Genomic DNA, 19,674 nt, shown 5'->3' on the forward strand with positions numbered 1-19,674 from the left:
CACAGACCAAGAGGAAAGAGACAATGGCAGCTAAAGACGTCCGCTTTGCCGGCGACGCCCGTGCCCGCATGCTGCGCGGTGTGGACATCCTGGCCGACGCCGTGAAGGTGACGCTGGGTCCGAAGGGCCGCAATGTTGTGCTGGACAAGAGCTTCGGCGCGCCGCGGATCACCAAGGACGGGGTGACCGTCGCCAAGGAGATCGAGCTGGCCGACAAGTTCGAGAACATGGGCGCGCAGATGGTGCGCGAAGTCGCCAGCAAGACCAATGACGTCGCCGGTGACGGCACGACGACCGCGACCGTGCTGGCGCAGGCGATCGTGCGTGAGGGCGCGAAGGCCGTGGCCGCGGGCATGAACCCGATGGACCTGAAGCGCGGCATCGACAAGGCGGTTGGCGCCGTCGTCGAGGAGCTGAAGAAGCGCACCAAGAAGATCACCACCCCCGCCGAGACGGCGCAGGTTGGCACGATCTCCGCCAATGGCGAGGCCGAGATCGGCAAGATGATCTCCGAGGCCATGCAGAAGGTCGGCAATGAGGGCGTGATCACGGTCGAGGAAGCCAAGGGCATCCAGACCGAGCTGGACGTCGTCGAGGGCATGCAGTTCGACCGCGGCTATGTCTCCCCGTACTTCATCACGAATGCGGAGAAGATGATCGCCGAGATGGATCAGCCCTACATCCTGATCCACGAGAAGAAGCTGTCCGGCCTGCAGCCGATGCTGCCGCTGCTGGAAAGCATCGTGCAGTCCGGCCGGCCGCTGGTGATCATCGCCGAGGATGTCGAGGGCGAGGCCCTGGCCACCCTGGTGGTGAACAAGCTGCGTGGCGGCCTGAAGGTCGCTGCCGTGAAGGCGCCTGGCTTCGGTGACCGCCGCAAGGCGATGCTGGAAGACATCGCGATCCTGACCGGCGGCACGGTGATCAGCGAAGACCTCGGCATCAAGCTCGAGAACGTCAAGCTGAACGACCTCGGCAAGGCCAAGAAGATCCTGATCGAGAAGGAAAACACCACGATCGTCGAGGGCGCGGGCAAGAAGGCCGACATCCAGGGCCGTTGCGCGCAGATCCGGGCGCAGATCGAGGAGACCACCTCGGACTACGACCGTGAGAAGCTGCAGGAGCGTCTGGCGAAACTGGCTGGTGGCGTCGCGGTGATCCGCGTCGGTGGCAGCACCGAGGTCGAGGTGAAGGAGCGCAAGGACCGCGTCGACGACGCGCTGCATGCGACCCGCGCCGCGGTCGAGGAAGGCATCGTTCCAGGCGGCGGCGTTGCCCTGGCCCGTGCCAGCCTGATCCTGTCCAAGCTGAAGGCCGAAAATGACGACCAGCGCTTCGGCGTCGAGATCGTCCGCAAGGCGATCCAGACTCCGCTGCGCCAGATCTCCGAGAACGCCGGTGAGGACGGTGCGGTGATCGCCGGCAAGACGCTGGAGAAGGAAGAGTACAACTGGGGCTTTGACGCGCAGAGTGGCGAGTTCAAGGACCTGGTGAAGTCCGGCATCATCGACCCGACCAAGGTCGTGCGCACCGCGCTGCAGGATGCCGCGTCGGTGTCCGGCCTGCTGATCACCACCGAGGCGATGGTGGCCGAGAAGCCGGAGAAGAAGGCGCCGCCGATGCCGCCGGGCGGTGGCATGGACGGGATGGACTTCTAAGCCGAGGTCTCTTTCAACGCGTTCAAGGGGGCGGATCGCAAGGTCCGCCCCTTTTCCTTGGCCACCAGACGGACTTACGCTGCTCTCGGGAGGCCGTTCCAATGGCAGACAAGACACCGCCGCGCCGCGCACACCTGATCACCGGCGGATTCCCGCCTGGTTCCCCGGCCGGCCATGACCATGACTACGCCCGTCTTCGCCTGCTTGGCATTCTGGCGGAGCGGGATGTTCCCGCTTCGGCCGGCAACGATTTCGCGGACCTGTCCAGATGGCTGCCGCTCAGCCGCCTGCTTGTCACCTATGTCGCCGGACCGTTCCCCGACCCGGCGCAGTGCGGGGAATTACGGGCCTGGCTGGACGCGGGCGGCCATTGGCTGGCGCTGCACGGCACCAGCGGCGGCAAGGCCGAGCGGGTGGAGGGTCTGCGGCAGCGGCGGACCGTGCGCATGCCGCATCACGCGCTGTTGGGCAGCCTGTTCCTGACGCATCCGCCTCTCTGCCGCTTTCAGGTCGATGTGGCCGATGGCGGTCATCCGGTCACGCAAGGGCTGTCCGCCAGCTTTGTGGTCGAGGACGAGCCCTATTTCATCGCCCTGCAAGACCCTGCATCGGTGCATCTTCTTCTGACCGCCACCTACACGGACGCGGCCGCGACATCCCCGGCGGTGGGACCACTCTACGGCGGCGACACGTCGCTGCTGACGGACGGCCGAACAAGGGCGATCGCCTATGTCCGGCCCGTCGGCCGGGGCGCCGTCATCTACTGCGCGCTCGGGCATTGTCACAGCCCCGCCGCCCGACCCGGTCCGCGCGATCCGACCGACACGATGCCGGCGACGGTGCTGGGTGCCTGGCAGAGCGACGCCTTTGCCACGCTGCTGGACAATGCCGTGACCTGGGCGCTGCGGGCCTGACCGGACCGGCGCCTTGTGCGAGTACACGTTGTGCGATTGACACGCGCCATTCCTCCGTCCCCGCCAGGAGCGGACGCGGTCGGCGAACCCGGTTGCCAAGGAATGGCGGCGCACCAGCGTCCCCGGCGTGCCGGAGCACTGCCGCGCGCTCTGCCCAGACCGGCGCGGAGCGTGAACAAAACCGGCAGATAGCGCCTTGCCGGCCACACCAAACTTATCGTACGTTGCAATGCGGCAGGATTGTTGCCTTTCTCCGGGCGCCGTAGGCACAAGGATTGCTTACGCGGATATCAAAGGGCGACCGCCGCGGCACCGTATCGTCTTCGAAAGTAGAACGAATGTATGAGGTAATGAGACAAGGCCTGTACGACCCGATTAATGAGCACGACTCCTGTGGCGTCGGCTTCGTCGTCAACATCAAGGGCCGAAAATCTCATGACATCATCACCCAGGGTCTGAAGATCCTGGAGAATCTCGACCACCGCGGCGCGGTCGGGGCTGATCCGCTGGTGGGCGACGGCGCGGGCATCCTGATCCAGATGCCGGACGCCCTGCTGAACGACTGGGCTCGGGCGAGCGGCAAGTCGCTGCCGGCGGCCGGCCGCTATGCCGTGGCCATGTGCTTCCTGCCGCGCGATCCCAAGGCACGCGCGATCGCCGAACAGCATTTCGAGGAGACGGTCGCCAAGGAAGGCCAGTCCATGGTCGGCTGGCGTGACGTGCCGACCGAGCTGACCGGCCTGGGCAAGACAGTGATCGAAACCATGCCGGTGATCCGGCAGGCTGTCGTCGCCTCCAACATGTCGATCCGCGACCAGGATGGGTTCGAGCGGAAGATTTTGGCGATCCGCAAACAAATCCTGAACAATCTGCGGGCAACCGAGGAGAGGAAAGGCATCGCCGGCCTGACGGAACTCTATATGCCGTCATTCTCTACCCGGACCATTGTCTACAAGGGTCTGCTGCTCGCCAACCAGGTCGGCAGCTTCTACCACGATTTGCGCAACCCGCTGACGATCTCGGCGCTGGCGCTGGTGCATCAGCGGTTCTCCACCAACACCTTCCCGTCCTGGAAACTGGCCCACCCCTACCGGTTCCTGGCCCATAACGGCGAGATCAACACCGTCCGCGGCAACGTGAACTGGATGTATGCGCGCCGCCGGTCGATGGAATCCGACCTGATCGGGCCGGACCTGAATAAGATGTGGCCGATCATCCCGCACGGTCAGTCGGACACTGCCTGCATCGACAACGCGCTGGAGATCCTGGTTGCCGGCGGCTACTCGCTGGCCCACGCGATGATGATGCTGATCCCGGAGGCCTGGGCGCAGGATCCGCTGATGGATCCGGAGCGGCGGGCTTTCTATGAGTACTATGCTGCGCTGATGGAGCCGTGGGACGGGCCGGCCGCCATCGCCTTCACCGATGGCCGCCAGATCGGCGCCACGCTGGACCGCAACGGGCTCCGCCCGGCGCGCTACGTCGTCACCGACGATGACTATGTCATCCTCGCCTCGGAATCCGGCGTGCTGCCGGTGCCGGAGGAGAAGATCGTCAAGAAGTGGCGCCTGCAGCCCGGTAAGATGCTGCTGATCGACCTGGAGGAAGGCCGCATCATCGATGACGCGGAGATCAAGCAGAAGCTCGCGCGGGAGCATCCCTACTCCGACTGGCTGAAGCAGACCCAGTTCAAGCTGGCGGAACTGCCGCAATCCGAGGAGCGGCGTGCCCTGCCCCGGCCGAACGACACGAACGCGCTGCTGAAGGTGCAGCAGGCCTTCGGCTACACGCAGGAGGACATCCAGTTCTTCCTGGAGCCGATGGCCCGCAATGGCGACGACCCGGTCGGCTCGATGGGCACCGACACGCCGCTGGCGGTGCTGTCGGACAAGCCGAAGCTGCTGTTCAACTACTTCAAGCAGAACTTCGCCCAGGTCACCAACCCGCCGATCGACCCGATCCGCGAGGAACTGGTGATGTCGCTGGTGTCCTTCATCGGCCCCCGGCCCAACCTGCTGGGCCATCACGCCGGCAACTTCCTGCGCCTGGAGGTGTCGCAGCCGATCCTGACCAACACCGATCTGGAGAAGATCCGCGATATCGACAACCTGGCCGGTGGCGCCTTCCGCACCCAGACCATCGACATCACCTGGCCCGCCGACGAAGGGGCGGCCGGCATGGAGAAGGCGATCACGCGTATCTGCTTCGAAGCGACCGAGGCGGTGCTGGCGGATTATTCCATCCTGATCCTGTCAGACCGGGAAGTCGGCCCCAACCGCATCGCCGTCCCGTCCTTGCTGGCAACGTCGGCCGTGCACAAGCATCTGGTCCGCCAGGGCCTGCGCATGAGCACGGGTATCGTCGTGGAAACCGGCGAGGCACGCGAGGTGCACCATTTCTGCGTGCTGGCCGGCTATGGCGCCGAGGCGGTGAACCCCTATCTGGCGTTCGAGACGCTGGAACAGATCCGCCTGGATGCCAACCTGAGCAAGACCGCCCATGAGGTGCAGAAGAACTATCTGAAGGCGATCGGCAAGGGGATCATGAAGGTGATGTCCAAGATGGGCATCTCCACCTACCAATCCTATTGCGGCGCGCAGATCTTCGATGCGGTCGGCCTGTCCTCGGCCTTCGTCGAGAAATGCTTCACCGGCACCGCGACCTCGATCGAGGGCGTGGGCTTTCTGGAGATCGCCGAGGAAGCGGTGACCCGCCATCGCGCCGCCTATGGCGACAATCCGATCTACCAGCAGATGCTGGATGTCGGCGGCGACTATGCGTTCCGCCTGCGCGGCGAAACGCATGCCTGGACACCAGACTCGATCTCCAGGCTGCAGCACGCCGTCCGCGGCAACCTGCCGTCGGAATACGCGGCGTTCGCCAAGACCATCAACGACCAGAGCGAGCGGTTGCTGACCATCCGCGGGCTGATGGAATTCAAGTTCGCTCCGACACCTGTGCCGCTGGAGGAGGTCGAGCCGGCCAGCGAGATCGTCAAGCGCTTCGCCACCGGCGCGATGAGCTTCGGCTCCATCTCGCGGGAGGCGCACACCACCTTGGCGATCGCCATGAACCGGATCGGCGGCAAGTCGAACACCGGCGAGGGCGGCGAAGAGGCCGACCGGTTCACACCGCTGCCGAATGGCGACTCCATGCGATCGGCGATCAAGCAGGTGGCATCGGGCCGGTTCGGCGTGACGACCGAGTACCTGGTCAACGCCGACGACATCCAGATCAAGATGGCCCAGGGCGCGAAGCCGGGCGAAGGCGGACAGCTTCCCGGCGACAAGGTGGACAAGAACATCGCCCGGGTGCGGCATTCGACGCCCGGGGTCGGCCTGATCTCGCCGCCGCCACACCACGATATCTACTCGATCGAGGACCTGGCGCAGCTCATCCATGACCTGAAGAACGCCAACCCGGCGGCGCGCATCTCGGTCAAGCTGGTCTCCGAGGTCGGGGTCGGCACCGTAGCGGCCGGCGTGTCCAAGGCGCGCGCCGACCATGTGACGATCGCCGGCTTCGAGGGTGGCACCGGCGCCAGCCCGCTGACCTCGTTGACGCATGCTGGCTCGCCGTGGGAGATCGGCCTGGCCGAGACCCAGCAGACGCTGGTGCTGAACGGCCTGCGCTCACGTATCGTCGTGCAGGTGGATGGTGGCCTGCGGACCGGCCGCGACGTGGTGATCGGCGCGCTGCTGGGTGCCGACGAGTTCGGCTTCGCCACCGCGCCGCTGATCGCCGCCGGCTGCATCATGATGCGGAAGTGCCATCTGAACACCTGCCCGGTCGGGGTGGCGACGCAGGACCCGGTGCTGCGCAAGCGCTTCACCGGCACGCCGGAGCACGTCATCAACTTCTTCTTCTTCGTCGCCGAGGAAGTGCGGGAGCTGATGGCGAAGCTGGGCTTCCGCAGCTTCAATGAGATGGTCGGCCAGGTGGGCAAGCTGGATACCCGCAAGGTGATCGCGCACTGGAAGGCCCATGGCGTCGACCTGACGAAGATCCTGTACCAGCCGGCGCTGAAGCCGGGCATCGGCATCTACCATACCGAAAACCAGGACCATCACCTGGACAAGGCGCTGGACCAGGTGCTGATCCGCGAGTCCAAGGCGGCGCTGGAGAACCAGACGCCGGTGCGGCTGGAACACCCGATCCGCAACATCAACCGCACGGTCGGGGCCATGCTGTCGGGTGAGGTGGCTCGTCGTTATGGCCATGCCGGCCTGCCCGAGGATACGATCGCCATCAGTCTGCGCGGCAATGCCGGCCAGAGCTTTGGTGCGTTCCTGGCCCGCGGTGTGACGCTGAACCTGGAAGGCGACGCCAACGACTATGTCGGCAAGGGGCTGTCCGGCGGCCGCGTGGTCGTGAAGCAGCCACCCATGGTGAAGCGCAATCCGACCGAGAACATTATCGTCGGTAACACCGTGCTGTATGGCGCCATCGCTGGTGAGGCCTATTTCCACGGCGTCGCCGGGGAACGTTTCGCGGTACGCAACTCGGGCGCGGTGGCGGTGGTCGAGGGCGTGGGAGACCATGGCTGCGAATACATGACCGGTGGCGTGGTGGTGGTGCTGGGTAGCACCGGACGCAACTTCGCGGCCGGCATGTCGGGCGGCATCGCCTATGTCCATGATGAAACCGGCCGCTTCCCGAAGCTGTGCAACCTGTCTGGCGTCGACCTGGAACCGGTCGGCACGGCGGAGCTGGGTCTGGCCGATGTCGCCGGTCGGCCGCGTCAGCGTGCGTCCAGCGTGGACGATTCCGGCATGGGCGATCCGCTGCGCTTCGACGCGGAGCGTCTGCGCATCCTGGTCGAGCGGCATCTGCTGTTCACCGGCAGCGCCAAGGCGAGGGCGCTTCTGGATGACTGGGACAATGCGCTGACGACGTTCGTCAAGGTGATGCCGAAGGAGTATCGGCGCGCCCTGTTGGACATGCGCGCGCAGGAACAGGCCTCGAAGATCGTGGCGGCGGAATAGTCGGATACCCGCTACCCGTCATGGCGGACGAAAGTCCGCCATCCACGCCTGATCGGTGCCAGGGGCAAACACGGGCGTGGATGGTCGGCCCGCGCCGACCATGACGGCACAGCGAAGCCCCGCCGCCATGACGACGCGGCGCGACCAGCGATGACGCCGCAATGGCATGAATGACCACAAAGACCGGCCGAACCGCCGGTCCACGGAGACGACGATGGGGAAGATCACCGGCTTTCTGGAAATCGAGCGGCACGACCGCACCTACGAGAAGCCCGAGGCCCGGCTCAAGCATTTCAACGAATTCATTAAGCCGCTTTCGGCCGAGGAACTGAACGGCCAGGCGGCGCGCTGCATGGATTGCGGCATTCCGTTCTGTCACAACGGCTGTCCGGTCAACAACCAGATCCCGGACTGGAACAATCTGGTCTATCGGGAACACTGGCAGCAGGCGCTGATCAACCTGCAATCCACCAACAACTTCCCCGAATTCACCGGCCGCATCTGTCCCGCCCCGTGCGAGGCGGCCTGCACGCTGAACATCGACGACAACCCGGTGACCATCAAAACGATCGAGTGTGCCATCGTTGATCGCGGCTGGCAGGAAGGCTGGATCAGGCCGCAGCTTCCGCCGCGCAAGACCGGCCGGACGGTCGCCGTCGTCGGTTCCGGCCCGGCGGGACTCGCCTGTGCCCAGCAGCTCGCGCGGGCCGGACATGACGTGACGTTGATCGAGAAGCAGGACCGCGTCGGCGGGCTGCTGCGCTATGGCATCCCCGACTTCAAGATGGAAAAGCACCTGATCGATCGCCGCATCGACCAGATGGCGGCCGAGGGCGTGACGTTCAAAACCGGCGTCGAGGTCGGCAAGGACGTCACCGTGGATGCGCTGCTTGGCCAGTACGATGCCGTCGTGCTGACGGGTGGTGCCGAATGGCCCCGCAACCTCGACGTCAACGGGCGCGAGCTGGCGGGCATCCATTACGCGATGGACTTTCTGACCCAGCAGAACAAGCGCGATGCCGGCGACCAAGAAAGCAAGGCGGCACCCACCGGGACGATCAGCGCCAAGGGCAAGCACGTCGTGGTCATCGGCGGTGGCGATACCGGATCGGACTGTATCGGCACCTCGGCCCGCCAGGGCGCGGCTTCCATCGTTCAGATCGAAATCATGCCGAAGCCCCCGGTGAAGGAAAACAAGGCAATGGTCTGGCCGGACTGGCCGACCAAGCTGCGTTCGTCCCACGCGCATGATGAAGGCGTGGAACGTGACTGGGCCGTGCTGACCAAACAGGCGGTCGGCAAGGATGGCAAGGTCGAGGCTCTGGACTGCGTGCGTGTCGAATGGGATCGCACACCGGATGGCCGCATGGTGATGCAGGAGATCGCCGGCAGTGCGTTTCGGTTGAAGGCGGATCTGGTGCTGCTGGCGATGGGCTTCCTGGGCCCGCGCCGCGGCCCGCTGCTGGATCAGGCCAAGGTGGAGCTGGATCCGCGCGGCAACGTGCTGGCCAATACCGTCGACTACAAGACCTCGCGCGATAAGCTGTTCGCGGCGGGCGATATGCGCCGCGGCCAGTCGCTGGTGGTCTGGGCGATCCGCGAGGGGCGGCAATGCGCCAGAGCGGTGGACATGTTCCTGATGGGCAGCAGCACGTTGCCGCGCTGATCGGTTGCAGCCTGACTTGAAAAGCCCCGGCGGTCGTTTCGCCGGGGCTTTTTGCCTGGGGCCATGTTTGCCGCTGCGTCCCCCTTCCGTCCCAATCTCTGCCGGACTGAGCCGGCTCACAATCGTTCATCGGTCCGGATTTATCGTGCCGAGGTAACTCCGTCTCTCGAGGGGGAGCGAATGAAGGCACGCGTGACCTGTCGGAAATCCTCCCAACGCCGCATCAACGTGCAAAGCCAGGAGTATTCCAATTGCTTCATTCGCCAGATCGCGGTGATCAGGTCTGCCCGGCCCGGAAAGACGGCATCGATGGCGGTGCCGACCGACGCGACGTCATACAGCGTTCCATGGGCGTCGAAGACGATGGCTTTGATGGGCATCCGATCCTCCCGAGGGCGGTCACCGCGATCGCGCGTCGCCATCCGGACTCGCCGCGATCGTTACCCCTCCCGCCAGGTGGGGTGGTCAGCCGCCTGCCTTGCCGGCAGCGTCGGCCCGCGCCTTCTCGCGCGCGGCCTTGGCCGCGGCGGCGCGGGCGAAGACCTTGTCCCGCACCGTATCCGGCAAGCCGTTCGGGTCCATCGGCAGCCCGTAGACCAATTCGTTATGCGCATGCAGCAAATGATGCAGGCTGAACGCGTGCATCTGCGCGTTCCGCCGCCCCTGCACGTCCTGCACATGGTTCAGCGCCTGCTTCGTCGCCTTCAGCGCGAAGGCCGGCTTCGCGGCGATCCGTTCCGCCAGGGCCAGCGTCGTCGCCTCCAATTCGGCGCGCGGCACCACGCGGTTGACCATGCCGTGCGCCGCCGCTTCCTGAGCCGTGATCTCCTCCGCCGTGAACAGGAACTCCTTCGCCTTGCGAATGCCCAGCTCCCACGGATGATTGAAGAACTCCACACCGCAGATGCCGAAATCGATCACCGGGTCCTTAAACGTGGCGTCATCGCTGGCGATGATCAGGTCGCAGACCCAGGCCAGCATCAGTCCACCGGCGATGCACTTGCCCTGCACCTGCGCGATGGTCGGCTTGGACAGGTTGCGCCAGCGCTCACACATCTCAAGGTAGATTTCCATTTCCCGCCCATACCGCGCCTCGGCGCCGTCGGCCTCGAAGCCGGCCCAGGTGCCGACGGTGGGGAAATCGCGCAGAGTCTTGCCGGCATCGCCAGACAGGTCGTGGCCGGCGGAGAAATTCCTGCCGTCCGCCGCCAGAATGATCACCTTCACGCTCTCATCCAGCGCCGCTCGGCTGAACGCGTCGTTCAGCTCGTAGGTCATCTGCAAGCCCTGGGCGTTGTGCGCTTGTGGCCGCGCCATGACGATCCGGGCGATGTGCGACGCCGGCGTCTCGTAGCGGATCTGCGGGGTGGCGGCGGTGGTGGCGTCCATCTCAGTTGGCTCCCGCCGCCGACAACCGGTCGGCCATCTGGCGCTGGTAATCGGCGATCATCATGAAGCCCGGATCGGCGCGGCAGACCGCTTCCGTCTCCCGCATGATCTCCTCATCGGATTTTGACAGGTCCAGCGGATCGCCATGCGGCTGCGGCACGTGGAACGGCGTGTCCAGATAGGCCTCCACGACATTGCCTTCCGGGTCCTTGAAGTAGCAGGACCAGGCGTTGCCATGGCTGATCACGCGCATGTCGGTCGCGCCACGATCCAGCGCGCGGCGATGCACCTCCCGCAATTCCGCCAGGGAATCGACCATGAAGGAGATCTGGTTGATCGGATTGAATCCGGTGGTGTCCGGCCGCCCGGAAACGAGCACGAACTGGTGGTGATTGGTCGGGCTGGCGCTCATGAAGGTGAGGTCCATGCCGCTGCGGGCGGTGCCGCTATCGGTCACCATCAGCCCCAGCACATGGGTGTAGAAATCGACCAGCCTCGGCTTATCGTGCGCATAGACGCCGACATGCGACAGGCGCGCCCGGATCGTCCCCATCTTCGTTCCCTCCGTCCCCTGCTCTTATTGGGCTATTGAAGGCCCGGGACCATTGCCTGGCAAGCGGCCCATCCGGCAAGCGACCTATTGGGGAATCACACCATTGGGGGGACCACAGGAGAAACAGACCGCGTGCTGGCTGTCCTGCCGGTGGCGGTGCCGGGTATCCCTGTTGATCCTGATCGGCGGCATCACCGGACGCCAAGGTTTTCTGGGGCGCGACGCCACGGCCGCGCTGAACCGCTTCGCAGCCCACCGCCATCTGGTTCATCGCCTTCCGACTGGCGAACCTGCCACCCGCCTGGGCCGGGACAGCCGTGCTGATGAGCGCCTGGCCCACCGGAGCGCCTTGCCCACCGGAGCGCCTTGCCCACCGGGGCCGGCGCCTTCATCCTGGCCCAGCTTTACGGGCGGGAGGCCGGATCGACCTCCGGCGCCGTGCTGGTTTCCACCTTCGGTTCCTTCTTCATCTTGCCCTTACTGCTGGCATGGCTGAGCTAGATCATTTTGATATCGCCATCATTGGCGGTGGCATCAATGGCTGCGGCATCGCCCGCGACGCGGCCGGGCGCGGCCATCGCGTGTTCCTGTGCGACAAAGGCGATCTGGCCTCCGGGACCTCCAGCGCCTCCACCAAGCTGATCCATGGCGGACTGCGCTATCTGGAACATTACGAATTCCGCCTGGTGCGGGAGGCGCTGATGGAGCGGGAGGTGCTGTGGGGGATCGCGCCGCATATCATCCGTCCGCTGCGCTTCATCCTGCCGCACCATCATGGCTTGCGCCCGGCGTGGATGCTGCGATTGGGACTGTTTCTGTACGACCATCTGGGCGGGCGCAGACGCCTGCCGCCGACCCGGACGCTGCGGCTGCGGGATGGTCCGTCCGGCAGGCTGCTGAAGCCGGAGTTCACCCGCGGCTTCGAATACTCCGATTGCCGGGTCGATGACGCTCGGCTGGTGGTGCTGAACGCGCGCGATGCGGCCGACAGGGGCGCCGAGATCGCGCCGCGGACCAGATGCCTGTCCGCGGAACGCAAGGCCGGTACATGGCACCTGATGGTTCGCCATGAAATCACCGGCCGGACACGCCTGGTCACCGCCACCGCACTGGTGAATGCGACCGGGCCGTGGGTGGCGCAGGTGGCAGCCGCGGTGATCCGGGCGAACGTGACGGCGAAGGTCCGCCTGGTCCAGGGCAGCCACATCGTGGTGCCCAGGCTCTACGACCATAGTTCCTGCTACATCTTCCAGAATGCCGACGGACGCATCTTGTTCGTCATTCCCTATGAGCAGGACTTCACGCTGATCGGCACCACCGACCAGGATTTTGACGGCGACCCCGACCAGGTGCACGCCAGCGCGGAGGAGATCGCGTATCTTTGCCGCTCCGCCAGCACGTACCTGCGCAAGCCCGTCACGCCGGAGATGGCGGTGTGGTCCTACTCCGGTATCCGGCCGTTGTTCGATGACGGGTCTGGCGATCCGTCGGCGGCGACACGGGACTACGTGCTGCGGCTGGACGCACCGGAAGGCGCACCGGCCCTGCTATCGGTATTTGGCGGCAAGATCACCACCTATCGGCGCCTGGCGGAACACGCTCTGGGCGATCTGGCAACCCATCTGCCCGCGGCAACCGGGGAACAGGCCGGTTGGACCGGCCGCACCGCCCTGCCGGGCGGCGATTTTGCGACGGATGGGTTCGACGCCCTGGTGTCACGCATGTCGGCACGCTTCCCGCTGCTGCCCGCCACCACGCTCCACCGGCTGTGCCATGCCTACGGCACGCATGTGCCGACGGTACTGGCCAGCGGCGACGTGAACACGGATCTCGGCGCGGGCCTGACCGACGCGGAACTTCGCTATCTGATGTCACATGAATGGGCGATGACCGTCGGCGACGTGGCATGGCGCCGCAGCAAGCTGGGCCTGAGGCTTTCCGCGGCCGAGATGGACGGCATCGGCAGCGTCATGCGCGACATCGCAGGAACGAGAACCAAGGAAACCGCCCATGGCGCACCACATCCTGGTCATTGACCAGGGCACGACCTCGACCCGCGGCGTCGTCTTCGACGGCGACGTTCATCCCCGGGCCGCCAGCCAACAGGAGTTTCCCCAGATCTACCCGCGGCCCGGCTGGGTGGAGCATGACCCGGAGGCGATCTGGTCCACGACCGTTGCGACCTGCCGGCGAGCCCTTGCCGAAGCCAAGCGGAGCGGGCGCGATATCGCTGCCCTGGGTATCACCAACCAGCGGGAAACCACGCTGATCTGGGACAGACGGACGGGCAAGCCGATTCACAACGCGATCGTCTGGCAGGACCGGCGCACAACCGCGCTGTGCGAACGGATGCAGCGCGACGGCAGCGGCCCGTTGATCGGCGAACGCACGGGTTTGCTGCTGGATCCGTATTTCTCCGCCACCAAGGTCGCCTGGCTGCTGGACAACGTTCCCGGAGCGCGTGAGGCGGCCGAGGCTGGACAACTGGCTTTCGGGACGGTCGATACGTTCCTGTTATGGCGGCTGACCGGCGGCACAGTGCACGCGACGGACGCCACCAACGCGGCACGCACATTGTTGTTCGACATCCATCGCGGCAGCTGGGATTCCGACCTGCTGTCGCTGTTCGGCATTCCAGCTGCCCTGCTGCCCGAGGTGCGGGACTGCGCCACCGATTTCGGCACCACCGATCCGTCGCTGTTCGGCGCGGCGATTCCAATCCGCGGCATCGCCGGCGATCAGCAGGCCGCATTGATCGGGCAGGCCTGTTTCCAGCCCGGCATGGCGAAATCGACCTACGGCACCGGCTGCTTCGCGCTGCTGAACACCGGCACAACCGCCATTGCCAGTCGCCACCGGCTGGTGACGACGATCGCCTATCAGATCGATGGCGTCCGCACCTATGCGTTGGAGGGCTCGATCTTCGTTGCCGGGGCGGCGGTGCAATGGCTGCGCGACGGTCTGGGGCTGATCGCCGCCGCCGACGAGAGCGGGACGCTGGCGGCGGCGGCCGACCCCGCCCAGGCTGTCTATCTGGTACCGGCCTTCGTCGGCCTGGGTGCGCCCCACTGGGATCCCGAGGCGCGCGCGCTGCTGACCGGGATGACGCGTGGCACGACCCGCAAGGAGATCGTGCGCGCCGCGCTGGAAGCCGTCGCCTACCAGACCCGCGACCTGCTGGACGCGATGCGCGCCGATTGGGGAAATACCGCGGGCGGGTCGGTCATTCGTGTCGATGGAGGCATGAGCGCGAGCGACTGGACCATGCAGTTCCTGGCCGACATCCTGGCGGCCCCGGTGGATCGGCCGGCCTGTCTGGAGACGACATCGACCGGCGCCGCCTATCTGGCGGGGATGGCGATCGGGCTGTATCCCGACCCTGACGCATTCGCGGCGCAGTGGCGGGCGGAGCGCAGGTTCATCCCGGCAATGTCCGCGGCGGAACGATCGGCGAAATATCGCGGATGGCGTGACGCGATCGCCCGTGCGCTGCTGCGCCCGGAAGTCGGCTCCCAAGGGTATTGACCCGCGGCATCGATGCCCGAAGCGACGCTGTCGCCGCGCGGCCGCTATAGGGGTTTTTGCGCTGCCGCCATTCCCCGCAGACGTTCCGCCGCGACGACGGATCCGGAAACCAGGAAACTATGGTCGTTGCCGCTGGTCATGAAGCGGGAACCCAAGCCCATATAGAAGGCGCAGTCGTCATCGCTGCTGATGCCGCCGACACCCAGCGCTTTCCCGGCCTTGCGGCACGCATCGGCGACGGCGCGGATCGCCGCCTCGGTCCGCGCGTGGCGGAACTGGCCGGCGATGCCCAGGTCGGCGGTCAGGTCGAAGCTGCCCACCAGCAGCACGTCGATGCCGTCCACCGCGGCAATGGCATCGACGTTGCGCACGCCTTCCTCGCTTTCGATCATCGCGCAGATCAGCACCTCGGCATTGATCGCGGCCTGAGCCTGGGCGACATCCGGCGGCAGGTAACCATAGACCGCCGGTGGCCCGCCCCAGCTTCGTGTGCCGATCGGCGGATAACGAAAGGCGCCGGCGATCCGCCGTGCCTGCGCTTCCGTATCGACATGCGGAACGACGATTCCCAGCGCACCGTTGTCCAACAGCCGCGTGGCCTCATCCAACGCACCGGCGCAGACCCGTACGATCGGCGCGATGCCATGCGGCAGGCAGGCGATACAGAGCTGGGTCGCTTCCTGCATCGTGAAGGCACCATGTTCCATATCGATGAAGACGTGATCATGGCCGCCCGCCGCGGCCAGCATCGGCACGGCGTTGCTGCGCAGATGATGCACACCGAATCCCAGCGACAACCCGCCGCCGGCCAGCGCCCGCTTGGCCGCGTTGTGATACAGCGCCATGGTCCGTTCTCCCCTGCCCTGACGCGCGTGGCGGCGCGTTCTGGTGAGACTGTATGTCCACAAGCAGTGCCTGTCACCGCCGCGGCCGCCTCCCATCCCGCGCGCTGTCCGGCCGTGGCGCAGCCCGCCTTCCCGGCCGGCCCTCGCTTCGCGCTACCGGTCAATCACATCCGGTTGAAACAGCCCTTCTGCCGATATAGCGGGGATCGGCACGGTCCAGGTCAGCGGGATTGGCCCCGCTGTCGCTGTGGTATTATGATACCACAGCAAAAATCGCTTGACCGCCCGTGCCTGCACCGCGATAAGGCGCGCCTTCCCATTCAACGGAGCGCTCATGCTCAAGAGTACGCCCTCCATCAAGCCGGCGGAGGTGAAAAAGGACTGGGTGCTGATCGACGCCGAAGGGGTGGTCCTGGGCCGCCTGGCCGTCGTCATCGCCAACCGTCTGCGCGGCAAGCACAAGCCCCAGTTCACGCCGCATGTGGATTGCGGGGACAATGTCGTGGTGATCAACGCCGAGAAGGTGCGCGTCACTGGCAACAAGCTGGACCAGTCGGTATTTTATTACCACACCGGCTATCCGGGCGGCATCAAGGGCCGGTCGATCCGCCAGCGCCTGGAATCCCGCCATCCGGAACGGGTTCTGGAAAAGGCGGTGGAGCGCATGATCACGCGCGGCCCGCTGCAGCGCCGGCAGATGAAGCACCTGCACATCTATGGCGGCGCCACACATCCGCATGAAGGCCAGCAGCCGAAGGCGCTGGACGTCGCCGCCCTCAACCCGAAGAACAAGAGAGGCTGACCGCATGTCGGGAAATCAGACCGGCACCCTGGCCGATCTCAAGGACGCCCTCGCCGCGCGCCAGGCCGCCGCGGCCGCGGAAGCCGTCGCCTCTGGCCAGCCGCTGCCGGCCGCGCCGTCCGATGCGCCGAAGCGGGAGCCGAAGCGCGATGCGTTCGGCCGCTCCTACGCCACCGGCCGCCGCAAGGAGTCCGTGGCCCGCGTCTGGATCAAGCCCGGCAAGGGCGAGATCATCGTGAACGACAAGAAGGTGGTGGAGTATTTCGCGCGGCCGGTGCTGCGCATGCTGATCACCCAGCCGTTTTTGGTGTCGGACCGCTACAACCAGTTCGACGTGTTCTGCACCGTCACCGGTGGCGGCCTGTCCGGCCAGGCGGGCGCGGTCCGGCACGGCATCAGCCGCGCGCTGACCCATTACGAGCCGGACCTGCGCGGCATTCTGAAGGTCGCCGGCTTCCTCACCCGTGATTCCCGCGCGGTGGAACGCAAGAAATACGGCAAGGCCAAGGCCCGGCGCAGCTTCCAGTTCAGCAAGCGCTGAACAGGCCGGCAGGGGTGGCCGCAGTCACCCCTGCGGCTGCCTTCCCTGCATTTTCGCACCGTCGCGGGCTGGCCAAATGTTTTGCTATGCGCCGAACGCGCCGGCCGATCGCAATGCCGCGATCCCTGTATCGTCCATCCCCAGCCAGGTACGCATCAGGACGTCGGTATCGGCACCCAGCGTGGGCGCGGCCGTCGTCGCGGTGCCGCCGCCATCCGCCAGCTTGAACGGCGTGCCCAGCACGTCGCTCGCCTGGCCGGCCGTGTCCTTGACCTGAATCCGCATCGCGTTCGCCAGCACCTGCGGATGGGTCATCACCTGGTCCAGCGTGTGGATCGGGGCGCAGGCGACATTCCGGGATTCGAGCCGTTCCAGCCAATAGGCCATCGGCTTGGCGGCAAAGCGCGGTGCCAGCAGCGGGATCAGCGTATCCAGCCGCTCGACACGCGCCATATTGCCCTGAAAGCGCGGATCCTTGGCCAATTCCGGGCATTCCAGCGCGTCGCAGAACCGCGCCCAGGCACCGTCGTTCGGCGCACCGGCCAGTATCATGCCGTCCTGGCACTTGAATGCCTGATACGGCGCGATGACGGAGCTGCCCGATCCCTGCGGCTGCGGCAGCACGCCCGCCTGCATCCAGCCAACCGCGAAATGGCCCATCAGTGACACCGCGGTCTCCAGCAGCGAACCGTGCACCCAGGTCCCCTCGCCCGTTTCCACCCGCTGCAGCAGCGCGGTGACGATGCCGCCATACAGGGAGATTCCGGTCGCCATGTCCACGATCGACGCGCCGCAGCGGATCGGCGGGCCGCCCGGCTGCCCGGTCACCGACATCATGCCGGCGAAAGCCTGTGCCATCATGTCGTAGCCGCGCCGCTCCGCCAGCTCTCCATGGGCGCCGAAGCCCGAGATGGTGGCAACGACCAGCCGCTTGTTGGCGGCCCGCAGCGCGTCATTGCTGATCCCCAGCCGGGCAGCGGTGTCCGGCAGGAAACTGTGCAACAGCACATCGGATTGGCGGACGAGTTGTTGCAGCACCTCGCGCGCCGCCGGCGTCTTCAGGTCCAGCACCAGGCTGCGCTTGCCGCGGTTGACCGAATTGAAATTCGCCGACGTCTGCGAAGGCATCCCGGACCGCGTCACCGATGGCACGATCGGCGGCCATACCCGGTTCTCATCCCCGCCGGGGGCCTCCACCTTGATGACATCAGCCCCGAAATCGGCCAGCAACTGCCCGCAATACGGGCCCGCGAGCACGCGGCTGAGATCGACCACACGGATATCGTGCAGGGCTTTTTGATTTATGCCTGTCATGGAATCGGTTCCTCCATATAACAGCACTCTGCCCCACGCGCCGGGGCACGAAAAGCGCCGCCAGGGAGCAGCACGTGTCGGATCCGCTCGAGCGCAGCATCGAGGACGTGAAGGAGGAAGCGGAACGCGGTGGTGACTGGGCACGCGGCGTCGCCGTGCTGGTGGCGCTGATGGCCGCCGCCCTCGCGCTGACCGGGATCGGCGAGAAATCCACGCAGAACGACTATCTGTCGGCGCATATCGCATCCTCGGACGACTGGTCGTTCTACCAGGCGAAGAACCAGCGGGCGGCGATGCGCGGCGTCGAGATTTCGATCCTGGAATCACTGCCGAACGCCGACACGCCGGAGGTCCAGGCGCGGATCAAGGCGGCCAGGGAATACATCAAGCACGCCGAGAACGATCCGCAGGCCGGCGACGGCATGAAGCAGCTCGCCGACAAGGCGACGGAGCGGGAGCATGAACGCGAGCACGTGCTGCACCGCTACCACGGCTACGAGATGGCCGCCGGTGCGCTGGAATTGGCGATCGTACTGGCATCCGTTTCGGTGGTGATCCGCAGTCGGCCGCTGACCATCGGGGCGGCCGTACTTGGCGTTATCGGCGCAGTGGCATCGCTGGCGGTGCGGTTGAGCCTGTTCTGACCACGGTCTTCTGACCCGGTGTTCCGGCCATGGCGTCCTGGCGGCCCATGGCGTTCCGGCAGCGACGTTTCGGCCGCGATGGCTTGACCGCGATGGCTTGACCACGATCCGGCGCCTCGGCGCTACTGTGCGGAGCGGCTGGCAGCCAGGTGGCGGAACTCGGCCTCCAGCACCTCGGGTTCCGGTTCCGGCAACCAGATCGCATGGGCATCCACCGACGCGGCCAACTGCGATTTGTAGCTATCCCGGGGGATTTCCTCGGCGCCGAACTGCGCCAGGTGATCGGTGACGAACTGCGTGTCCAGCAGCCGGAACCCGCCCAGCCGCAGCCGCGCGACCAGGTGCACCAGCGCGACCTTGGAGGCGTCACGGGCAAAGCTGAACATGCTTTCACCGAAGAAGGCGCCGCCCATCGCGACGCCATAGAGACCGCCGACCAGGATGCCGTCGCGCCAGGTCTCCACCGAATGTGCGTATCCCATCCGGAACAACTCGGTGAACAGCCGCTCGATCTGCGGGTTGATCCAGGTGTCCATCCGGTCCGGCAGCGGCGTCGCACAGCCGGCGATCGTGCCGGCGAAGTTGCGGTCGGCGGTCACCTGGTACTGGTTCGACAGCACGGTGCGCAGCAGCCGGCGTGACAGGTGGAACCGATGCAGCGGCAGCACGCCGCGCTTGACCGGATCCAGCCAGAACAGCTTGCCCCCGCTCCGCCCCTCCGCCATCGGAAACAGGCCGTGGCGATAGGCGCGCAACACGAGGTCCGCCGTGACTTCCATCGACCGCCGCGACATGATGTCATGATGCGGCGCGCCGCAGACGATGAAAAGGGGGCGCG

16 protein-coding genes are annotated in these 19,674 nt (G+C 66.0%); 10 read left to right on the forward strand and 6 right to left on the reverse strand.

Annotated elements, in window-relative coordinates; genetic code table 11:
• Window positions 1-23: 23 nt before the first annotated feature.
• From groL to VHC04_RS14345, 4 genes are all read left to right on the forward strand, one after another.
• Window positions 24-1,658 (forward strand): chaperonin GroEL, encoded by a 1,635-nt coding sequence (groL, locus tag VHC04_RS14330; RefSeq protein WP_325682375.1) that lies wholly within the window; start codon window positions 24-26, stop codon window positions 1,656-1,658.
• Window positions 1,659-1,759: 101 nt separating this feature from the next.
• The gene (locus VHC04_RS14335) at window positions 1,760-2,572 is read left to right on the forward strand and encodes a ThuA domain-containing protein (protein ID WP_325682376.1); all 813 of its coding nucleotides are present in this window, start codon (window positions 1,760-1,762) and stop codon (window positions 2,570-2,572) included.
• 350 nt (window positions 2,573-2,922) lie between these two features.
• Window positions 2,923-7,557, forward strand: coding sequence for a glutamate synthase large subunit (gltB, locus tag VHC04_RS14340; protein WP_325682378.1), 4,635 nt, complete (start codon window positions 2,923-2,925; stop codon window positions 7,555-7,557).
• A 166-nt stretch (window positions 7,558-7,723) separates the two neighbouring features.
• On the forward strand, window positions 7,724-9,223 hold the full coding sequence (locus VHC04_RS14345; RefSeq protein WP_325682380.1) for a glutamate synthase subunit beta: 1,500 nt from the start codon (window positions 7,724-7,726) through the stop codon (window positions 9,221-9,223).
• A 140-nt stretch (window positions 9,224-9,363) separates the two neighbouring features.
• Here the strand turns inward: VHC04_RS14345 and VHC04_RS14350 are convergent, their stop codons facing one another.
• The 3 genes from VHC04_RS14350 to VHC04_RS14360 all read right to left on the reverse strand — a co-directional run bounded on the left by VHC04_RS14350 (window position 9,364) and on the right by VHC04_RS14360 (window position 11,165).
• Window positions 9,364-9,603, reverse strand: coding sequence for a hypothetical protein (locus VHC04_RS14350; protein WP_325682382.1), 240 nt, complete (start codon window positions 9,601-9,603; stop codon window positions 9,364-9,366).
• Between the two features lie 85 nt (window positions 9,604-9,688).
• Window positions 9,689-10,612 carry an enoyl-CoA hydratase gene (locus VHC04_RS14355; protein ID WP_325682384.1) on the reverse strand — a complete coding sequence of 308 codons (924 nt, stop codon included), beginning with the start codon at window positions 10,610-10,612 and terminating at the stop codon, window positions 9,689-9,691.
• 1 nt (window position 10,613) lies between these two features.
• Window positions 10,614-11,165 carry a VOC family protein gene (locus tag VHC04_RS14360; RefSeq protein ID WP_325682386.1) on the reverse strand — a complete coding sequence of 184 codons (552 nt, stop codon included), beginning with the start codon at window positions 11,163-11,165 and terminating at the stop codon, window positions 10,614-10,616.
• 366 nt (window positions 11,166-11,531) lie between these two features.
• Between VHC04_RS14360 and VHC04_RS14365 the strand changes: the two genes are divergently transcribed.
• Genes VHC04_RS14365 through glpK form a run of 3 tightly spaced genes read left to right on the forward strand, consistent with a single transcriptional unit; the run spans window position 11,532 to window position 14,690 of the window.
• Window positions 11,532-11,666, forward strand: a complete 135-nt coding sequence (locus VHC04_RS14365) for a hypothetical protein (RefSeq protein WP_325682388.1) — start codon at window positions 11,532-11,534, stop codon at window positions 11,664-11,666.
• Window positions 11,654-13,201: a glycerol-3-phosphate dehydrogenase gene (glpD, locus tag VHC04_RS14370; protein WP_325682390.1), complete on the forward strand. Its 1,548-nt coding sequence runs from the start codon at window positions 11,654-11,656 to the stop codon at window positions 13,199-13,201. Before VHC04_RS14365 ends, glpD begins: the two co-directional genes overlap by 13 nt.
• Window positions 13,176-14,690: a glycerol kinase GlpK gene (glpK, locus tag VHC04_RS14375; RefSeq protein ID WP_325682393.1), complete on the forward strand. Its 1,515-nt coding sequence runs from the start codon at window positions 13,176-13,178 to the stop codon at window positions 14,688-14,690. The genes glpD and glpK overlap by 26 nt, the downstream gene beginning before the upstream one ends.
• Before the next feature lie 44 nt (window positions 14,691-14,734).
• On the opposite strand, the gene VHC04_RS14380 is transcribed toward glpK, so the two are convergent.
• Window positions 14,735-15,535, reverse strand: coding sequence for an HpcH/HpaI aldolase family protein (locus VHC04_RS14380; RefSeq protein ID WP_325682395.1), 801 nt, complete (start codon window positions 15,533-15,535; stop codon window positions 14,735-14,737).
• 334 nt (window positions 15,536-15,869) lie between these two features.
• Here VHC04_RS14380 and rplM point away from each other — a divergent pair, with 334 nt between their 5' ends.
• Both rplM and rpsI read left to right on the forward strand, forming a co-directional pair.
• A complete protein-coding gene (gene rplM, locus VHC04_RS14385) occupies window positions 15,870-16,337 on the forward strand; it encodes a 50S ribosomal protein L13 (RefSeq protein ID WP_325682397.1) in 468 nt (155 codons plus the stop codon).
• A gap of 4 nt (window positions 16,338-16,341) precedes the next feature.
• On the forward strand, window positions 16,342-16,878 hold the full coding sequence (gene rpsI, locus VHC04_RS14390) for a 30S ribosomal protein S9 (protein ID WP_325682400.1): 537 nt from the start codon (window positions 16,342-16,344) through the stop codon (window positions 16,876-16,878).
• Between the two features lie 84 nt (window positions 16,879-16,962).
• Here the strand turns inward: rpsI and VHC04_RS14395 are convergent, their stop codons facing one another.
• A complete protein-coding gene (locus VHC04_RS14395) occupies window positions 16,963-18,192 on the reverse strand; it encodes a CaiB/BaiF CoA transferase family protein (protein WP_325682402.1) in 1,230 nt (409 codons plus the stop codon).
• A 74-nt stretch (window positions 18,193-18,266) separates the two neighbouring features.
• Between VHC04_RS14395 and VHC04_RS14400 the strand changes: the two genes are divergently transcribed.
• Window positions 18,267-18,836 (forward strand): DUF4337 family protein, encoded by a 570-nt coding sequence (locus VHC04_RS14400; protein WP_325682404.1) that lies wholly within the window; start codon window positions 18,267-18,269, stop codon window positions 18,834-18,836.
• Window positions 18,837-18,958: 122 nt separating this feature from the next.
• On the opposite strand, the gene aat is transcribed toward VHC04_RS14400, so the two are convergent.
• The gene (gene aat / locus VHC04_RS14405) at window positions 18,959-19,630 is read right to left on the reverse strand and encodes a leucyl/phenylalanyl-tRNA--protein transferase (protein ID WP_325682467.1); all 672 of its coding nucleotides are present in this window, start codon (window positions 19,628-19,630) and stop codon (window positions 18,959-18,961) included.
• Window positions 19,631-19,674: the final 44 nt, after the last annotated feature.

It is taken from the genome of Rhodopila sp., from assembly GCF_035548095.1.
In the GTDB taxonomy this organism is placed as follows: Bacteria; Pseudomonadota; Alphaproteobacteria; order Acetobacterales; family Acetobacteraceae; genus Rhodopila.